Annotated in this window: 20 protein-coding genes and 4 pseudogenes; 12 read left to right on the top strand and 12 right to left on the bottom strand. The window is 62.8% G+C overall.

The annotated features are described in order from the left end of the window. Positions 1–210: 210 nt before the first annotated feature. Positions 211–423: pseudogene (locus G5575_RS22015) on the top strand (hypothetical protein); the annotation flags it as partial. 116 nt (positions 424–539) lie between these two features. Here the strand turns inward: G5575_RS22015 and G5575_RS01800 are convergent. Together G5575_RS01800 and G5575_RS01795 are read right to left on the bottom strand one after the other, a co-directional pair. Next, entirely contained in the window at positions 540–785 is a 246-nt protein-coding gene (locus G5575_RS01800) for an EF-hand domain-containing protein (protein WP_164532839.1), read from the bottom strand. A 296-nt stretch (positions 786–1,081) separates the two neighbouring features. After that, positions 1,082–1,720, bottom strand: a complete 639-nt coding sequence (locus tag G5575_RS01795; protein WP_164532838.1) for a carbonic anhydrase — start codon at positions 1,718–1,720, stop codon at positions 1,082–1,084. Positions 1,721–1,791: 71 nt separating this feature from the next. Here G5575_RS01795 and G5575_RS01790 point away from each other — a divergent pair, with 71 nt between their 5' ends. Beyond that, entirely contained in the window at positions 1,792–1,998 is a 207-nt protein-coding gene (locus G5575_RS01790) for a DUF1737 domain-containing protein (protein WP_164532837.1), read from the top strand. Between the two features lie 211 nt (positions 1,999–2,209). On the opposite strand, the gene G5575_RS01785 is transcribed toward G5575_RS01790, so the two are convergent. The 5 genes from G5575_RS01785 to G5575_RS01765 form a co-directional block, all read right to left on the bottom strand. Further along, a complete protein-coding gene (locus G5575_RS01785; protein WP_164532836.1) occupies positions 2,210–2,626 on the bottom strand; it encodes an SRPBCC family protein in 417 nt (138 codons plus the stop codon). Continuing rightward, positions 2,623–3,018 carry a DUF1801 domain-containing protein gene (locus G5575_RS01780; protein WP_164532835.1) on the bottom strand — a complete coding sequence of 132 codons (396 nt, stop codon included), beginning with the start codon at positions 3,016–3,018 and terminating at the stop codon, positions 2,623–2,625. Before G5575_RS01780 ends, G5575_RS01785 begins: the two co-directional genes overlap by 4 nt. An 8-nt stretch (positions 3,019–3,026) precedes the next feature. Next, positions 3,027–3,437, bottom strand: a complete 411-nt coding sequence (locus G5575_RS01775; RefSeq protein ID WP_164532834.1) for a DUF1801 domain-containing protein — start codon at positions 3,435–3,437, stop codon at positions 3,027–3,029. After that, positions 3,434–3,754 (bottom strand): ArsR/SmtB family transcription factor, encoded by a 321-nt coding sequence (locus G5575_RS01770; RefSeq protein WP_164532833.1) that lies wholly within the window; start codon positions 3,752–3,754, stop codon positions 3,434–3,436. Before G5575_RS01770 ends, G5575_RS01775 begins: the two co-directional genes overlap by 4 nt. Before the next feature lie 125 nt (positions 3,755–3,879). Next, on the bottom strand, positions 3,880–4,380 hold the full coding sequence (locus G5575_RS01765) for an NUDIX hydrolase (RefSeq protein WP_328765802.1): 501 nt from the start codon (positions 4,378–4,380) through the stop codon (positions 3,880–3,882). A gap of 223 nt (positions 4,381–4,603) precedes the next feature. On the opposite strand from G5575_RS01765, the gene sdhC reads away from it, so the two are divergent. From sdhC to G5575_RS01740, 5 genes and pseudogenes are all read left to right on the top strand, one after another. Further along, positions 4,604–4,990 carry a succinate dehydrogenase, cytochrome b556 subunit gene (gene sdhC / locus G5575_RS01760; protein WP_164532832.1) on the top strand — a complete coding sequence of 129 codons (387 nt, stop codon included), beginning with the start codon at positions 4,604–4,606 and terminating at the stop codon, positions 4,988–4,990. 1 nt (position 4,991) lies between these two features. Beyond that, positions 4,992–5,384, top strand: a complete 393-nt coding sequence (gene sdhD / locus G5575_RS01755) for a succinate dehydrogenase, hydrophobic membrane anchor protein (protein ID WP_164532831.1) — start codon at positions 4,992–4,994, stop codon at positions 5,382–5,384. A gap of 3 nt (positions 5,385–5,387) precedes the next feature. Further along, complete coding sequence (gene sdhA, locus G5575_RS01750) at positions 5,388–7,199, top strand: succinate dehydrogenase flavoprotein subunit (RefSeq protein WP_164532830.1); 1,812 nt, start codon at positions 5,388–5,390, stop codon at positions 7,197–7,199. After that, positions 7,199–7,483, top strand: a complete 285-nt coding sequence (locus G5575_RS01745; RefSeq protein WP_164532829.1) for a hypothetical protein — start codon at positions 7,199–7,201, stop codon at positions 7,481–7,483. The genes sdhA and G5575_RS01745 overlap by 1 nt, the downstream gene beginning before the upstream one ends. Before the next feature lie 42 nt (positions 7,484–7,525). After that, positions 7,526–8,307, top strand: a pseudogene (locus tag G5575_RS01740) (succinate dehydrogenase iron-sulfur subunit). Between the two features lie 308 nt (positions 8,308–8,615). Here G5575_RS01740 and G5575_RS01735 read toward each other — a convergent pair. The 5 genes and pseudogenes from G5575_RS01735 to G5575_RS01715 form a co-directional block, all read right to left on the bottom strand. Then, the gene (locus G5575_RS01735) at positions 8,616–9,341 is read right to left on the bottom strand and encodes a hypothetical protein (protein ID WP_164532828.1); all 726 of its coding nucleotides are present in this window, start codon (positions 9,339–9,341) and stop codon (positions 8,616–8,618) included. Further along, positions 9,326–9,919 (bottom strand): hypothetical protein, encoded by a 594-nt coding sequence (locus G5575_RS01730; RefSeq protein WP_164532827.1) that lies wholly within the window; start codon positions 9,917–9,919, stop codon positions 9,326–9,328. The genes G5575_RS01735 and G5575_RS01730 overlap by 16 nt, the downstream gene beginning before the upstream one ends. Positions 9,920–10,055: 136 nt before the next feature. Next, entirely contained in the window at positions 10,056–10,433 is a 378-nt protein-coding gene (locus G5575_RS19785) for a DMT family transporter (protein WP_164533706.1), read from the bottom strand. A gap of 118 nt (positions 10,434–10,551) precedes the next feature. Then, positions 10,552–11,007 (bottom strand): annotated as a pseudogene (locus G5575_RS19780) (EamA family transporter); the annotation flags it as partial. A gap of 61 nt (positions 11,008–11,068) precedes the next feature. Further along, the gene (locus tag G5575_RS01715; protein ID WP_164533705.1) at positions 11,069–11,998 is read right to left on the bottom strand and encodes a tyrosine recombinase XerC; all 930 of its coding nucleotides are present in this window, start codon (positions 11,996–11,998) and stop codon (positions 11,069–11,071) included. 109 nt (positions 11,999–12,107) lie between these two features. Between G5575_RS01715 and G5575_RS01710 the strand changes: the two are divergent. The 5 genes and pseudogenes from G5575_RS01710 to atpA all read left to right on the top strand — a co-directional run bounded on the left by G5575_RS01710 (position 12,108) and on the right by atpA (position 17,140). Beyond that, positions 12,108–14,275 (top strand): annotated as a pseudogene (locus G5575_RS01710) (primosomal protein N'). A gap of 49 nt (positions 14,276–14,324) precedes the next feature. Then, complete coding sequence (locus G5575_RS01705; protein ID WP_164532825.1) at positions 14,325–14,600, top strand: BrnT family toxin; 276 nt, start codon at positions 14,325–14,327, stop codon at positions 14,598–14,600. After that, entirely contained in the window at positions 14,578–14,862 is a 285-nt protein-coding gene (locus tag G5575_RS01700) for a BrnA antitoxin family protein (protein ID WP_164532824.1), read from the top strand. Before G5575_RS01705 ends, G5575_RS01700 begins: the two co-directional genes overlap by 23 nt. A 154-nt stretch (positions 14,863–15,016) precedes the next feature. Next, positions 15,017–15,604 carry a F0F1 ATP synthase subunit delta gene (locus tag G5575_RS01695; RefSeq protein WP_164532823.1) on the top strand — a complete coding sequence of 196 codons (588 nt, stop codon included), beginning with the start codon at positions 15,017–15,019 and terminating at the stop codon, positions 15,602–15,604. Then, positions 15,605–17,140, top strand: coding sequence for a F0F1 ATP synthase subunit alpha (gene atpA, locus G5575_RS01690; protein WP_164532822.1), 1,536 nt, complete (start codon positions 15,605–15,607; stop codon positions 17,138–17,140). The last annotated feature ends 7 nt before the right edge of the window (positions 17,141–17,147 follow it).

Here is a 17,147-nt window from a genome sequence, read left to right as displayed (position 1 = left end):
GGCGGCGATCGCTTTTGGCGGCATCATGGTTATTGCCAGCGAGCGCATCGAAGGCGCGGGCCTGCTGCCGCTGTCGCTGACCCTCTTGGCGGCAATCAGCTGGGGATTGGCAAATGTGCTGACGAAAAAGGCGGGGCGCGTCAGCGCTTTGTCATTCACCGTCTGGGGGCGTTGGTCGCGCCGCTGCCATTGCTGGCGATCTCGCTCCTCGTGGAAGGACCGGCACGGGTGGCGGATGCGCTGGCCAATTTCGGCTGGGACGATGCGGGGCTTATCGCCTTTCTGGCCTATCCGGGGACGCTGCTGGGCGGCGGCATCTGGGCCTGGCTTCTGGCTCGGCATCCGGCGTCGGCGGTGGCGCCGTTCACGCTTCTGGTGCCGATCACGGGGCTTGCCTCGACCTATCTTGTGCTGGGGGAGATGGTGACGCCGTCTGAAGTTGCGGGCGCTGCATTGGTGATCGTGGGGCTGCTCGTCACCCTTGCGGAAGGTGCGCGCCTAGGGAAGGGCCGCCCGAGGGCGGCCCACCCGTTCCGGCCTTATTGCGCCGGGGCAGCGCTTGCGAGAAGCGCGTTATATTCCTCAACGGAGAGTTCGCCATTGCCGTCCGTATCGGCAGCGGTGAACGCTTCCTGGGTCAGATCAGGCCAGGCCACCTGCGCTTCGGCAAAGGTGACGCCACCGCTGATATCCGTATCCACCGAAGCAAAATCGGTGGCGGATTGCGCTAAGGCAGCGCCCGACAGGCCGAGGGCGAACAGGGAGGTCAGGACGATCTTCTTCATGGGATTTCTCCATGTGAGTTGGGAAAAGCAGCGGGTAAACCCCGCTGACGGATGCTCTCCGGCGATCCGTGAGAAGAAGATTGCCGGCCCAATGTGGCTCGTGCTGGCCCGGCAAAGGGCGAGGACGCACAAAAGTCTGGGCCATTTGCAGGCGAGAAAAAAGGCCCGAAAGATGGGCCTTTTCAAGTGATCACGGCGGCGTGAGCAAGCTTATTACCCGTGCGCTAAACTAGTTTGGCCGGTGAAATCTGGCGCGGCAAGTGCAATGGGGTGACCACAATGGGGCAGGCAAAAGTTCAGAGCGCGGGGCGAATGAAATCGCCATTGTGATCCATGACCCAAAGCTCGCCGGTCGAAATATCGAACCAGGCGCCATGGACCGCCAACTTTCCTTCCGCCTCAAGCGCGGCCACATAGGGGAAGGTGCGGAGGTTGCGGATCGAGTTGCGGATGGAGATGCGCTCGAGCGCCGTCTGCTGTTCGCTGGCGGTCATCATCGAATTGCTGCCGAGCTGGCTGGGCAGTTCCCCGAGCATGCTCATCCACTTGCCGATGAAATCGCCATCGTCGAGCGGGGTGTGTTCGGGGTTGAGCGCTGCCTTGATGCCGCCGCAGCGGCCATGGCCCATGATGACGATATTGGCGATGCCGAGGCCCTTGATGGCAAATTCGATCGCCGCGGACGTGCCATGCTGGCCGCCATCGGGCTGATAGGTGGGCACGAGGTTTGCCACGTTGCGCAAAACGAAGGCTTCGCCCGGCCCGGTATCGAAGATCATTTCGGGCGCCGCGCGGCTGTCGCAGCAGGCGATGATCATGGTGGTCGGCTTCTGGCCGGCCTCGGCCAGATCGCGAATGCGTTCTTTCTCGCGGGAATAGCGTCCCGACATGAAATTGGCGTGGCCGTCGAGCAGGTGCTGAGGAAAGCTGTGCATAGGCTTTCGATTAGCGCTAAGAGGCGACAAGATCAATTGCCGGCAGAGGGCGCCGGCTGGGGGAAACGTGCATGCTGATCTATCGGTTTTTGTCCGGTGAAGACGATTCCGCATTTTGCCACAAGGTGACCAAGGCGCTGTCGGAGGGCTGGCAGCTGCATGGCGGGCCGACCTATGCCTATGACCAGGTGAGCAAGAAGATGCGCTGCGGCCAGGCGGTGACAAGGGTGGCCAAGGACCAGCCTTATGATCCGGAGAAGAAGCTGGTGGATTTTTAGGGCGGCGGCGCTGCGCCCAATCCAAAAAGTCACCCCACCCCAGCGTCGCTAGGCCTGCGGCCAAGCTTTGCTACCCTCCCCATCTAGGGGAGGGAGCACCCCCCCCTCCCCTTTAGGAGGGGGAGGAGTTGGGCCGGTGCGAGGCTGATATCGAGCCGCATAACCAATCGGCTCCTCCCCCGAATTACGGGGAGGTTGGGTGGGGGCGTTTCTAAGCCCGGGCCACCACGGCTTCGAGCTTTTCCATAAAACCCTTCCAGCCGGCATGGGCGCCGCCATAGGCGGCTTTTTGGTCGGGACGGAAGCCGGTTTGCTCGACGCGCAGACGCGTGCCGGTGGCGGAGGGGGTGAGCGTGAAGGTGACGACGCTTTCGAGGGCGTAGGCGGGATCGTCGTTGGCAAAGTTCCAGCTATAGGCGAGCCTGGTGATCGGCTCGAGCGCCAGCACTTCGCAATCGAGTACGCCGCCCCAGTCGCCGCGGAGGGTGAATTTGTGGCCGAGTTCGGGGACGAAATCGTTGCGCATCAGCCAGTCTTCGATCAACGCCGGTTGGGTAAGGGCGCGCCAGAGTTTTTCCGGCGCATGCTCGAAGTCGCGTTCGATGACGACGGTCCTGGTTTCGCTCATGGCTTTTTGCTCTTGTTGAAGGCGATGGCCGCGCGGATGAGGTCGATGAACGCGGCTTCGTCGATCGGGGCGCCTTCCTTGAAATCGATGGCGCGGCGAGTGGCGCCCTCGAGGCTCGAGTTGAAGAGGTGCTTTGGATCGGGCAGGGCAGCCCCATGCGGAAAGGTGGTCTTGACGGCGGCCTTATAGACCTCGCCGGTGCAGATGATGCCGTCGAGCGCCCAGACCGGGACGTTCCATTTCCATTCCTCGACCACGCCGGGATCGGCCTCGTGGATCAATGCGCGGAGGCGGGTAAGCATTTCGGCGCGCCAGCCGCCGGCATCGGCGATGCGCTTGTCGATATGCTGGGGCGCAAGGCTCTGGTCCATATGCGCTGTGGCTTTGGGCATGACGGTCCTCAGTACTTTTCGCCAGGCAGGGCGCTGGCTTGCTTGACCCAGGAAGTGAATTGTTTCGCGTCGAAGGGCGCATCCTCGTAGATGTCGAGGTAGCGGACGCGAGGCTGTTTGGAGGTGCCGGGCGGCACCGGACCGAGTTCGGTGCCGGCGGGGAAGGCGACTTTGACGTATTTGGTGAGGCAATGAAAGCTGACGAACCAGTGCCGGTCGTCTAGCCCGTAGAAGGGCGTATTCCACTTCACGGCTTTGACGAGATTGGGCACGGCGTCCGAGATCAAGCTGTCGAGTTGGTGGCAGACGGCCTGTTTCCAGCCGGGCACCGCGGCGAGATATTCGGCGACTTTTTCGTCACCAAAACCCTTGGCGATCTGCGGATTGCCGCCGGACAGAAGAACGGGTTCGTTGCTCATTGATCCATCCTCTTGAGCAGGTCGTCGAGATGATCGAGGCGGTTCTCCCAAAAGCTCGACATTTCTGCAGTCCAGTTGGCGAGGGGGCGCAGGGCCTGGAGGTCGGCACGGTAGTGGGTTTGCCGCCCGTCGGGGCGATGCAGCACGAGGCCGGCCTCGCGCAGGACGCCAAGGTGCTTCGAGACCACGGGCTGGGAGACGCCGGCGGTCTTGGTCAGGGTGCCGACCGTCGCCTCTCCTTCGCGGCAGAGGCGTTCGAACAGCGCCCGTCGTGTCGGGTCGGCAAGGGCGCGGAACAGGGTGTCTTGCTGTTGCATCGAAAACCATAGCTGGTTGGCTATGGTTCATTGCATAGCCGTCTGGCTATGGATGCGTCAAGCGGTGAGTGCGAGATGCTGCAGCAGAAGCACGGTCTTGGCATCCATGATGCGGCCGTCGCTGATCATGGCCAGGGCGTCGGCGAGCGGCAGTTCCACCACTTCGATGTCTTCGCCTTCGTGGGCAAGGCCGCCGCCTTCGTGCTGGCGGGTGCCGGCGTGGTAGTGGCCGATAAAGAGGCTGACTTTTTCGGTGACGGAGCCGGGGCTGACATAGACGTCGCAGACATGGCGAAGGTCGGTCGGCGCGTGGCCGCTCTCCTCGGTGGCTTCGCGGATGGCGCAGGTTTGGGGGCGTCGCCATCGAGCATGCCGGCGCAGACTTCGAGCATTTCGGCGTCATCGCCATTGAGCATGACCGCGAAGCGGAACTGGCGGACCAGGAGCACGGTCTTTCGATCCGGATCGTAGAGGAGGATGGCGGCGGCGCTGCCGTGGTCATAGGCTTCGCGCTCGAGGCGCTGCACGGTGCCGTCCTGGCGGCGGTAGTCCATGGTGTAGCTGGTGAGGCTCCCCCAGGATTTGGCCAGCACATGCTTGTCGATGATCTTTGCGCGCTCGTTCATGCCGGAGGCTCCATTGCTGGGTTCGGCTTATCTGTCCGCCTGGCGAAAGGCCAGAGGCCGGGCAGCGAACAGGTAGTGCGCTAAGCGAACAAAGTGCGGAATGCGCCGGATCGTGATGCTGTCATGGCGCTGAAGCTTTGATTTCGTAAGGATTGGGCGCTACACACTCGAACAATTCCAAACTGAAGGCGCCCGTCTTCAGCTTCAGCCCCTTGGAACATTCATGTCGGTCAGAGCCCGCCCTACATCTCCCCACCTGCAGATCTATCGCTGGACCATCACCATGGCCATGTCGATCCTGCATCGCGCCACCGGCATTGCCAACTATGCCGGCATGAGCCTCCTCGTGATCTGGCTCGTGGCTGCGGCCGTGGGGCAAGGTCCGTTGGACCAGGTCAATGCCATCTATGGCAGCTGGTTCGGGCAGCTGGTGCTGTTCGGCTTCACCTGGAGCCTCGTGCATCACATGTGCGGCGGCATTCGCCATTTCATCTGGGATTTCGCGGTGATGATGGAGCCGGGCCAGCGCTCGACCATGGCCTGGGCGACGCTGGTGGCCTCGATCACCATCACACTGCTGGTTTGGACCGTTTTCGTGTGGGTGAAGTAAGATGCGCGAGCCATTGATCACCAAGGACACGATCGCCAATCCGCGCACGCATTACGGCAGCGCCAGCGCCTCGACCCGGCGCTTCATCACCCAGCGCACGACCGGGGCGATCAATATCGCCTTCTTGGGAATGCTGCTGTTCCTGGTCATTCGTCTTGCCGGCGAAGAGCGGATGGATGTGGTGGCGCTGGTCGGCAATCCGTGGATCGGCCTGCCGCTTGCGTTCCTGATCGGCATCGTGGCGACGCATATGCGCAACGGCATGCGCGATACGCTCGAGGATTACCTGCATGGGCGCATGTATAGCCTCGTTATGATGCTGAACTCGCTTTTCTGTCTCCTGATCGCGGTGGCCGGTATCGGCGCCGTGCTCAAGCTCGTCTTCTGGGGTTAACCGATGGCCGCTTACGAACTGATCGACCACGAATTCGACGTGGTGGTAGTGGGCGCCGGTGGCGCGGGCTTGCGCGCGACGCTGGGCATGGCCGAGCAGGGGTTCAACACCGCCTGCATCACCAAGGTTTTCCCGACGCGTTCGCATACCGTGGCGGCACAGGGCGGCATTGCCGCCTCGCTGCAGAATATGGGGCCCGATAGCTGGCAGTGGCACATGTACGACACCGTCAAGGGGTCGGATTGGCTGGGCGACAACGACGCCATGGAATATCTGGCGCGCGAGGCGCCGGCGGCGATCTATGAGCTCGAGCATTACGGCGTGCCGTTTTCGCGCACGCAGGATGGCAAGATCTACCAGCGGCCGTTCGGCGGCCACATGACCGAATTCGGCGATGGCCCGCCGGTGCAGCGCACGTGCGCCGCGGCGGACCGTACGGGTCACGCGATCCTCCACACGCTCTATGGCCAGTCGGTCAAAAATGACGCGCAGTTCTTTATCGAGTATTTCGCGCTCGACCTCATCATGGGCCCGAACGGCGAGTGCCAGGGCGTCATCGCCTGGAAGCTCGACGATGGCACGCTGCATCGCTTCCGCGCCAAGATGGTGGTGCTGGCGACCGGTGGTTATGGCCGCTCGTACTTTTCGGCGACCTCGGCCCATACCTGCACCGGCGACGGCAATGGCATGGTGGCGCGTGCCGGATTGCCGCTGCAGGACATGGAATTCGTGCAGTTCCACCCGACCGGCATCTATGGCGCCGGCGTCTTGATCACCGAGGGCGCGCGCGGCGAAGGCGGCTACCTCACAAATTCCGAGGGCGAGCGCTTCATGGAGCGCTATGCGCCCAATGCCAAGGATTTGGCATCGCGCGACGTTGTCAGCCGCTGCATGACGCTCGAAATCCGCGAGGGAAGGGGCGTGGGACCTAAGAAGGACCATATCTACCTCCACCTCGATCATCTGGACCCAAAAGTGCTGCATGAGCGACTGCCGGGCATCACCGAGTCGGCCAAGATCTTTGCCGGCGTAGATCTCACCCGCGAGCCGATCCCGGTGCTGCCGACGGTGCACTACAATATGGGCGGCATTCCCGCGAACTATCATGGCGAAGTGCTGAACCCGACGGCAAACGATCCCAACCGCATCGTGCCGGGCCTGATGGCCGTGGGCGAAGCGGCTTGCGCTTCGGTGCATGGCGCCAACCGGCTGGGCTCGAATTCGCTGACCGACCTCGTGGTCTTCGGCCGCGCCGCCGCGATCCGGGCCGGCAAGGTGATCGATCGTGCCGCGCCGGTGCCCGGCATCAACCAGGCCGAGGACGCAAAAATTCTCACGCGTCTCGATCGCCTGCGCAATGCCAATGGATCGCAGCCGACGGCAAAGCTCCGCGACGAGATGCAGCGCACCATGCAAGCCGATGCCGCCGTATTCCGCACCGATGCGTCGCTCAAGAATGGCGTTGCGGCGATGAGCGAAATCTATTCGCGCCTCGCCGATATCAAGGTTTCGGACCGCTCGCTGATCTGGAATTCGGACCTCGTGGAAACGCTGGAGCTTGAAAACCTCATGGCCTGCGCCATGGCGACGGTGGTCTCGGCCGAGGCGCGGCACGAGTCGCGCGGCGCTCATGCGCATGAGGATTTCCCGAACCGCGACGACGTGGAATGGCGCAAGCACACGCTGGCGAGTGTCGATATCGAGACCGGCGCGGTAGAACTGAGTTACCGTCCGGTGATCACCGATCCGTTGACGCCCTATGATCAGGGCGGCATCGATTTGAAGAAAATCGCGCCAAAGGCACGTGTCTACTGATGCGCTTCGTTCTCGTTACTGCCGCCGCTCTGCTACTAGCTTCGCCTGCTGTCGCAGCGCCGACTGCTGCGCAAAAGGATGAGTTCTACGCGACCTGCATGGGCATCGCGCAGGACCAGACGCTGTGCGCCTGCAAGGCCGACGCGGCGATGACGTTGATCGACGAGCGCTTCATGGGCGTGGTGATCGCCTCAATGAAGGGCCGCCCGACGGCGCCGGAGGATGCGGTGCCCTACAATACCTACGTCGCCAAATCGAACCAGATCTGCAAGCCGAACTACTGATTTTCCGGGCGACCCCAAGCGTCCGTTGAGAAGGAATAAAAGATGGCCGAACTGACTTTGCGCAAGGCCGACCAGCCGCAAAAGGGCAAGACCTGGCCCAAGCCCGCCAGCGCTACGCGCCTGCGCGAATTCCACATCTACCGCTACGATCCGGACACCGAAGCCAATCCGCGTATCGACACCTATTTCGTCGATCTCGACAATTGCGGGCCGATGGTGCTCGACGCGCTCTTGTTCATCAAGAACAACGTGGATGCGACGCTGACGCTGCGCCGCTCCTGCCGCGAAGGCATTTGCGGGTCGTGCTCGATGAATATTAACGGGCTCAACACCCTGGCCTGCACCAAGGGCATGGACGACAGTTCCGGCCCGATCAAGATCTATCCCTTGCCGCATATGCCGGTGGTCAAGGACCTGGTGCCCGACCTGTCCAACTTTTACGCGCAGCACCGCGCCATCGAGCCCTGGCTCAAGACCACCTCGCCCACGCCGCGAAGGAATGGACGCAATCGGTCGAGAACCGAGCCAAGCTCGACGGGCTCTACGAATGCATTCTTTGCGCTTGCTGCTCGACTTCGTGCCCGAGCTATTGGTGGAATGGCGAAAAGTATCTGGGGCCGGCGGCGCTGTTGCAGGCCTATCGCTGGCTGATCGACTCGCGCGACGAGACGACGCCCGAGCGCCTCGACAATCTCGAAGATCCGTTCAAGCTCTACCGCTGCCACACGATCATGAACTGCGCCCAGGTGTGCCCCAAGGGGCTGAACCCGGCCAAGGCCATTGCTCAGATCAAGAAGATGATGGTGGACCGCAAGGCGGCATAGCTCAGCGAAGAAGGCACCCCCTTCCGAGCGCCGCTATTCTCCTTCGTCGCCAAGCTTTGCTAGCCTTCCCCTCTAAGGGGAAGGTGAACATCGTGCTTGTTCCCACACCGTGCTTATCCTCCCCCTTAAGGGAGGGAGGCGCAGCAGGGTGGCTATGGCCACAAGCTAGCGTGCTGGACCCCACCCCACCCAGCTTTGCTACGGCGCTTTGCGCCTAGCGCCGCTACCCTCCCCATCGAGGGGAGGGAGGGTACGATGGTAGACCTTCAGGCGGGGTCAGAACCATCTTTCCCATGATAGCCGAAGCTTCAGCCCTGGCCTTCGCGCAGGTCGACGGTGCCGGCTTCGTAGGCTGTGCGGCAGTCGTCGGCGTCGGCGAGGCGGTCGCCGTCGAGGAGGGTTACTGCGGTGCCCGGGCCTTCGAAGCGCGGGTCGTCGCAGAGGTTGTCGTTGGCGTAGGTCGAGGAATTGTCACCAAAATCGATGCCGGAGCTGTCATAGGGGCCGTTGCTGGCATAGTCGGGCTGGTAGACGCGCTTGATCGAGATGGCGCCGGCTTGCTCGAGCGTGCGGCAATCGGTGGCGTCGGCCATGACGTCTTCGCTGAAGAGCTTCTTGGACATGGACGAGCCGGTAAAGCGCCAGTCGTCGCATTCGCCGTCATTGGCATAGGCAGATGTGTCGGAGCCATAATCGAAGCCGACCGGCTGGGCGGCCGAGCCCTTAAGCGACACGGTGCCGGCAAGAAAGGCGGTGCGGCAGTCCGTAGCGTCGCCGAGGCGATTGTTGTCCATCGGCTCGGCGGCCATGGCGGAGCCGACGAAGTCCGGGTCGTCGCATTCGCCGTCCTTGGGGTAATCACCCGAGTCGTCGCCGAAATCGATGCGGTTGGCGATGGCGGTCAGCATGGCCGAGTTCGCGCCAGTGCCGGTGCTCGGGGCGGTTTCGGCGAGGGCAATGGTGCCGGCGTTGAAGGCGGCTTGGCAATCGGTCGCGTCTTTGCCGATGTTGACGTCGCTCAGCGAGCCGGCCATGGCCGACCCGGCAAAACGCGGGTCGTCGCATTCTTCGTCCTTGGCCCATTCGGAACTGTCATCGCCAAAATCGATGGCGGCGGTATCGGTGGACGTTGTTGCGGCGCCATCCTTGAGGGTGATCTCCCGGCTTCAAAGGCCGTGCGGCAATCGGTTGCGTCCTTGCGGATATCGACGTCCTCGAGCTCGACCGCCATCTTGGAGCCGGTGAAGCGCGGATCGTCGCATTCGCCGTCATTGGCCCAGTTGGAGGTGTCGTCGCCGAAGTCGATTTCCGGGGCGGCGGTGGTGGCTGGTGCGACGGTTTCGGCAACCGGGGCTTCCACCAGGGTAATGGTGCCGGCCTCGAAGGCGGTGCGGCAATCGGTGGCGTCCTTCAAGATGTCGGCGTCTTCGAGTTCGGACGCCATGCCGGCGCCGGTAAAGCGCGGATCGTCGCATTCGCCGTCCTTGGACCATTCGGACGTGTCATCGCCGAAATCGACATTGGTGGCCTGCGCCCAGGCCGGGCACGCAAAGCCTGCGGCCAGCGTCAGCGCCAGCAAAGTTTTCGCCAGCGCTCTTGGTTTCATAAGCATTCGCAGTCCCTCCTGATCGAAGCCGACACGTCCCGGTGCCGGCGCTCGCACACGCCCTGTTGCGGGAACACGGTCCCGTGATTTTCCATCTGCTCAGCACTTTATAGCGGGATTACGGCAGGGGGCGAACACGCATTTAGGTGGGCTTGCGCCGGTTTTGGCTTTCGAGACGGGCAAAGAGCCAGGAGCCGAGGAGGACCAGCGCCGTGCCCATTGCATGAATCCAGGTAAAGGCTTCGCCAAGCACCAGCACGGCAAGGACGATGGTGATCACTGGGCCGAAGGAGGCTGTCGAGGAGGTCGCCTGCGGGCCGATGCGGCTAATGGCGGTGTTGAGCAGGAACGAGGGCAGCACGGTGCCGAAAATGCCCAGCATCAGGCCAAGCGACCAGATATAGGGCGTGAAGCCTGCATAGGTCGCGGGGCCGTCGACGACGAGGCTCTGGGTAATGGCAAGGACTGCGGCGGTGGACATGCCGATGCAGGTAAAAAGCCCCGAGCCGATCAGCTTCATCTGCCGCCTTGCCAGATGCTGGTAGAAGGCGAAGGTCAGTGCCGGAGCCTAGGACCAGGATGGTGCCGATCAGGAGGCCTTCGGGATTGACGGCCAGGTTCCAGGCAAAGATCACGAGGAGCCCGCCATAGGTGATCAACAAGGCTGGCACGAGGCGCCACACCATGCGCTCGCCAAAGAACCAGACGCCGAACAGCAGCACGAAGAAGGGGTAGGTGAAGAGCACCAGCCGCTCGTATTGCGCCGAGACGAAGGCCAGGCCGGCGAAGTCGAGATAGCTCGACAGGTAATAGCCGAGGGCTCCGACGGCCATGCTGGAGCCGATTAGCCGTGGGCTGAGGCTAGCGCCCAAGGCGGGGTTGCGGCGCAGGATTGTGACGAGGATCGCGAGATAGACCGGGAGGGCGACCAGCATGCGCAGGGCAAGGGCGGCTTCGGTCGAGACGCCCTGGGCAAAGGCGAGCTTGATGAAGATGCCCTTGGTGGAAAACAAGGCGGCGCCGCCGATGGCGAGGGCGTAGCCGACGGTGTCGATCTTGGATCCGGAGGGGGAGGCATGGGCGTCTTCTTTCAAAGACCGGGTCTACGCCTCGTCTCCCCAAGGGCAAAGCCGGGATCGGCCAAATCCGTCCAGCTCAGCCGCGTGGGTGGGCGGCGGCGTAGCTTTCGAGCAGGCGCTCGGTATCGACGGCGGTATAGATCTGCGTCGATGAGAGGCTGGCATGGCCCAGCAATTCCTGGATGGCGCGCAGATCGCCGCCGCGGCCGAGAAGGTGGGTGGCAAAGGAGTGGCGCAGGGCGTGGGGCGTGGCCGAGGGTGGCAGGCCCAAAGCCGAGCGAAGCTGTTCCATGCGCTTCTGGATCAGGCGAGGCGAAAGGACGCCGCCCTTGACGCCGCGAAAGAGCTTATCGTCGGGCCAGAGCTTGAATGGGGCGAGACCGAGATAGGTCTCGATGGACTGCCGGACCGGGGCGATCAGGGGTACCATGCGGACCTTGCCGCCCTTGCCGGTGACGCGCAGGGTTGCGGCTTCAAGATCGCCGGAGGTCAGCGCCAGGGCTTCGGAAATGCGGAGGCCGGCGCCATAGCAGAGCGAAATCACCGCCATGTCGCGGGCGGCGACCCAGGGGATGTCTTCCATCTCATCGGTCGTGGCAATGGTTTGCTTGGCCTCGATCACCGTCAGCGCCTTGGGCAGGGAGCGGCCGATCTTTGGGGTGCGAATGACGTTGAGGGCTTCGGTCGCGAGGGTTCCTTCGCGCTCCAGAAAGCCGAAAAAGCTCTTGAGAGCAGAAAGCACGCGGGCGAGCGAGCGGGAGCCGAGGCTTTCGCTGCGGCGCTGGGCCATGAAGGCGCGGATATCGGCGCCGCGCAGATCCTTGAGCGCAGCGAGCGAGACGGGGCCGCCCATATGGCCCGCGAGAAAGCTCATGAACTGGCCGATGTCGCGGCTATAGGCTTCGAGCGTTTTTGGAGCCAGGCGCCGCACCGAGCCCAGGTCGCGCAGCCAATCGGCGATGCGGGAGCGGATGAAGTCGTCGGTGGCAAAAGCGCTGTCGGTCATCGGGTCAGTGTCGGCCGGCTTGGTAAAGCCCACATTAACGGGAGCGTCTGGCAAGAATCGCGCAAGCTTCCTATTTAGGGCAAAAGAGAACGGAACGCGCACAAACTTGATGTATGGAGCAGGCGATATCGTGGCGGTGCTGGTAGGGGTGGCCGTCGAGGGCCCCTATAGCTATCGCGTGCCCGACGGCATGGCGGTCAGCCGCGGCTCGATCGTGGCCGTGCCGCTAGGGCCGCGGCTGATCCAGGGCGTCGTCTGGGGACCGCCCAAGGACATGGTGGCGCATAACCGGCTGCGCGACATAGCGCATATCTATCAGACACAGCCATTGTCGGAAGAGCTGCTGCGGCTCGTGGAATGGGTGGCGCGCTATACGTTGGCGGCGCCGGGGCAGGTGTTGCGCGGGGTCTTGCGCTCGCCGGAAGCGCTGGATGCACCAAAGCCGGTGACGGCCTTTCGCCGCACGGGGCACGAGCCGGAAAAACTAACCCCGGCGCGGCTCAGGGTACTGGATACGCTGATGGACGACCAGGCCTGGCCCAAGGCGGCACTGGTCGGTGCCTCGGGCGTGTCGTTTTCCGTGATCGAGGGATTGGAACGCGCGGGGGCGCTGGAGCGGCTCGAAATGGCGCCGCCGCCCGTAGTGCTGCCGCCCGATCCGGATGCCAATCCGGCGCAACTCAGCAACGGGCAACGGGCGGCGCTTAGCAATATTTTGTCGCTCGATGCCAGCGAGTTTAGCGTGGCGCTGCTCGATGGCGTGACCGGCGGCGGTAAGACCGAGGTGTTCTTCGAGGCGGTGGCGGATACGCTGCGGGCGGGGCGGCAGGCGCTGGTGCTGCTGCCCGAAATTGCGCTTACCAATACGTTCATCGACCGCTTCACCAAGCGCTTTGGCGCACGGCCGGCCGAATGGCACTCGGACATGACGGCGTTGCAGCGCTCAAAGGTCTGGCGCGGTGTGCTCGACGGCACGGTGCGGCGGTGGTTGGGGCGCGCTCAGCGCTGTTTCTACCGTTCCGGGAGCTGGGCCTCCTGGTGCTCGATGAGGAGCATGATGGCGCCTATAAGCAGGCCGAGGGCTTTACCTACCATGCGCGCGACATGGCGATCGTGCGGGCGCAGTTTTCGAAGGCTCGGGTCGTGTTGTCCTCGGCGACGCCATCGGTCGAGTCGCGCAACAATGCCAACCAGGGCCGCTATGCGCATGTGAAACTCGAAAGCCGTTTTGCCGAAGCGGCGATGCCCGACATTACCGCCATCGACATGCGCATGGATGGACCGGAAAAGGGCGAGTGGATCGCGCCAAGCCTGGCGCGCGAGGTGTTCGGGGCGCTGGATCGTGGCGAGCAGGCACTGTTGTTTCTCAATCGCCGTGGCTATGCGCCGCTGACCCTCTGCCGCTCCTGCGGGCATCAGTATCAATGTCCGGATTGCTCGGCCTGGATGGTGGAACATCGTTTTCGGGGCGTGCTTATGTGCCACCATTGCGGGCATGAGGTGCGCACGCCCAAAACATGCAAGGAATGCGGGGATACCGAAAGTCTGGTGGCTGTCGGGCCGGGTATCGAACGCGTTGCCGAGGAGGCCGCCGCGCGCTTTCCCGATGCGCGGCGCGTGCTGGTGTCCACCGACATGGGCAGTCATGCGCAGCTGCGCGAACGTTTTGCCGAGATCGAGCGGGGCGACTATGACCTCATTATCGGCACGCAGCTCGTCTCCAAGGGGCATCATTTCGAAAAGCTCTCGGTGGTGGGCGTGCTCGATGCCGATCTCGGGCTTGCCCATGGCGATCCACGGGCGGCAGAGCGAACCTTCCAGATCCTGACCCAGGTTGCCGGGCGCGCCGGGCGTGCCAGCAAGCACGGCAAGGCGTTCCTCCAGACCTATCACCCGGATCACCCGGTGATGCGCGCCATGGTCAATGGCGACCGCGAAGCGTTTTACGCCCAGGAATTGCTGGCGCGCGAAGCCGGCGGAATGCCGCCCTTCGGGCGTCTCGCTGCGCTGATCGTTTCCGCCAGTGAACAAAAGTCAGCGATGGATTATGCCAGGGTGTTGTTGTCCGCCGCGCCCATGGCGGAAGGCGTGCGGCTTTTTGGTCCCGCCGACGCTCCCATCAACATGATCCGCGGCCGCCACCGTGTGCGTCTCCTCGCCCAGTCCGGCCGCGACTTCGATCTTTCGGGCTATATGCGGTTTTGGCTCAGCAGCGCCGAACGGGCGCGGGGCGATCTCAAGGTTCAGATCGACATCGATCCGATGAGCTTTATGTAGGTTTTCGTATATACAAAAATTGTGGGTCGGACTACATTGAGGGGGCTTGATGGACTTCGAGTGGGACGAGGCGAAGAACCGGAGCAATCTGGAGAAGCACGGCGTGGGCTTCGAGCTGGTTCACGATTTCGATTGGGATAGCGCAGGCTTTCGCGATGATGATCGTCATGACTACGGTGAGCGGCGGTTCCTAGCTTACGGCAATGGGCCGGCAGGGCGGTATGTCATCGCCTTCACCGTGAGGAACGGAAAGTACCGCATCATCAGTGTTCGACCCTTTGGACGAAAGGATCACAGGTTCTATGACCCAGCGAAAAATGGATGATGTTGTTTTCGGGATCGCGGATGACGACACCCCAGAACTTACGGCAGACACCGCCAAGGAGCTTGTTCCGGCCGCCCAGTTCTTCGCCGAGCGTGGCCTGCCCATTCCCGGCCGTCCAAAATCCGAGACTCCCAAGGTTGCCGTCAGCTTGCGGCTCGACCAGGCCGTGATCGACGGCTTCAAGGCCGATGGGCCGGGGTGGCAGACGCGGATGAACGAAGTTCTTGCCGAAAGTCTCAAGCAAACCAAGAAATCGGCCTAACGCCTGCGACAACTTCGACACATTCGAATCCCGTGCCATAGCCTTGCATGGCGAGCTTTTGCTGTGTTAGAGCGTGCGCGACTTTCAAGGGGTCCGGCTCGAACCCCGTTTCCGAGCACGTCCAGGCAGTCCTGGACCATTCCGATGAACCGGAATGGCCACAATAGAGGGTGAAGCGGCATTGGCAGCGCAGAATTCGGTGCTTACCCAGATCGCACGGCCATATGCGTCGGCACTGTTTGATCTCGCGCGCAGCGAGAACCAGCTGGCTCAGGTGGAAACCGGGCTTTCCGATATTTCCCGGCTGATCGGCGAAAGCGAAGACTTTTCGCGCTATCTCCGCTCTCCGGTGATCGCCGCCGACGTCAAGGCATCGGCGCTCGACGCCATCCTGGCGCGGTCCAACGGCAATGGCCTTGTGGCCAATTTCCTGCGCCTCGTCGCCAAAAATGGCCGTCTTTTCGCGCTGGACCAGATCATCGCATCGTTCCGCGAACTGGCCGCAACGGCGCGTGGCGAAACCACCGCCGAAGTGACCTCCGCGACCCCGCTCACCGAAGAGCAGGTGCGCTCGCTCGCCGAAACGCTCAAGGGCAAGCTGGGCAAGACGGTCACGCTCAATCAATTCGTCGATCCCTCGCTGATCGGTGGCCTTCAGGTGAAGGTCGGCAGCCAGATGATCGATAGCTCACTCAAGACAAAACTCGCTGCGATGAAAATCGCCATGAAAGAGGTCGGATAAATGGACATCAAAGCCGCGGAAATCTCTGCGATCCTCAAGGACCAGATCAAGAATTTCGGCCAGGAAGCCCAGGTTTCCGAAGTCGGCCAGGTGCTTTCCGTCGGTGACGGTATCGCCCGCGTCTACGGCCTCGACAATGTGCAGGCCGGCGAACTCGTCGAGTTCCCCGGTGGCGTCAAGGGTATGGCCCTCAATCTCGAAACCGACAATGTTGGCGTCGTGATCTTTGGCTCCGACCGCGCGATCAAGGAAGGCGACGTCGTCAAGCGTACCGGCGCCATCGTGGACACGCCGGTTGGTCCGGGCCTTCTCGGCCGCGTGGTCGATGGCCTCGGCAACCCGATCGACGGCAAGGGCCCGATCGTTCACACCGAACGCCGCCGCGTCGACGTCAAGGCTCCCGGCATTCTGCCGCGCAAGTCGGTGCACGAGCCGATGTCGACCGGCCTCAAGGCCATCGACGCGCTGATCCCGATCGGCCGTGGCCAGCGCGAGCTGATCATTGGCGACCGCCAGACCGGCAAGTCGGCCATCATTCTCGACACCTTCCTCAACCAGAAGCCCGCCCATGATGCCGGCGCATCGGACACCGATCGCCTCTACTGCATCTACGTGGCCGTTGGTCAGAAGCGCTCCACCGTTGCCCAGTTCGTGCGCCAGCTCGAAGAATCGGGCGCGCTGCCCTATTCTATCGTCATCGCTGCGACCGCTTCGGATCCGGCTCCGCTCCAGTACATCGCGCCGTTCACCGGCTGCGCTATCGGCGAGTGGTTCCGCGACAATGGCAAGCATGCCGTGATCGCCTATGACGATTTGACCAAGCAGGCCGTTGCCTACCGTCAGATGTCGCTCCTGCTGCGCCGTCCGCCGGGCCGCGAAGCTTATCCGGGCGACGTGTTCTACCTGCACTCCCGCCTCCTCGAACGCGCTGCAAAGCTCAACGAAGACCACGGTCTTGGTTCGCTCACCGCGCTTCCGGTTATCGAAACCCAGGCCAACGACGTGTCGGCCTATATTCCGACCAACGTGATCTCGATCACCGACGGCCAGATCTTCCTTGAAACCAACCTCTTCTTCCAGGGCATCCGTCCGGCCGTGAACGTCGGTCTTTCGGTTTCCCGCGTGGGTGGTTCGGCCCAGATCAAGGCGATGAAGCAGGTTGCCGGCTCGCTCAAGGGTGAGCTGTCGCAGTATCGCGAAATGGCGGCCTTCGCGCAGTTCGGTTCTGACCTCGATGCCTCGACCCAGCGCCTCCTCAACCGTGGCGCCCGTCTCACCGAGCTTCTCAAGCAGCCGCAGTTCGCGCCGCTCAAGACCGAAGAGCAGGTTGCCGTGATCTTTGCCGGTGCCAATGGCTACCTGGACTCGATCCCGGTCAACAAGGTCGGCGATTTCGAAAAGACCGTGTTGTCGGCCCTGCGTGGCAAGCATGCCGCGCTGCTCAACACGATCGCGACCGAAAAGCAGCTGAGCGACGACACCCGTTCCAAGCTCAAGGCCGCTCTCGACGACGTCCAGAAGACCTACGCGGCCTAAAGCCTGA

Source organism: Devosia aurantiaca (genome assembly GCF_011058215.1).
Taxonomy (GTDB): domain Bacteria; phylum Pseudomonadota; class Alphaproteobacteria; order Rhizobiales; family Devosiaceae; genus Devosia; species Devosia aurantiaca.
The sequence above is the reverse complement of the archived record's forward strand: the minus strand, read 5'-3'. Positions and strand labels throughout refer to the sequence as shown.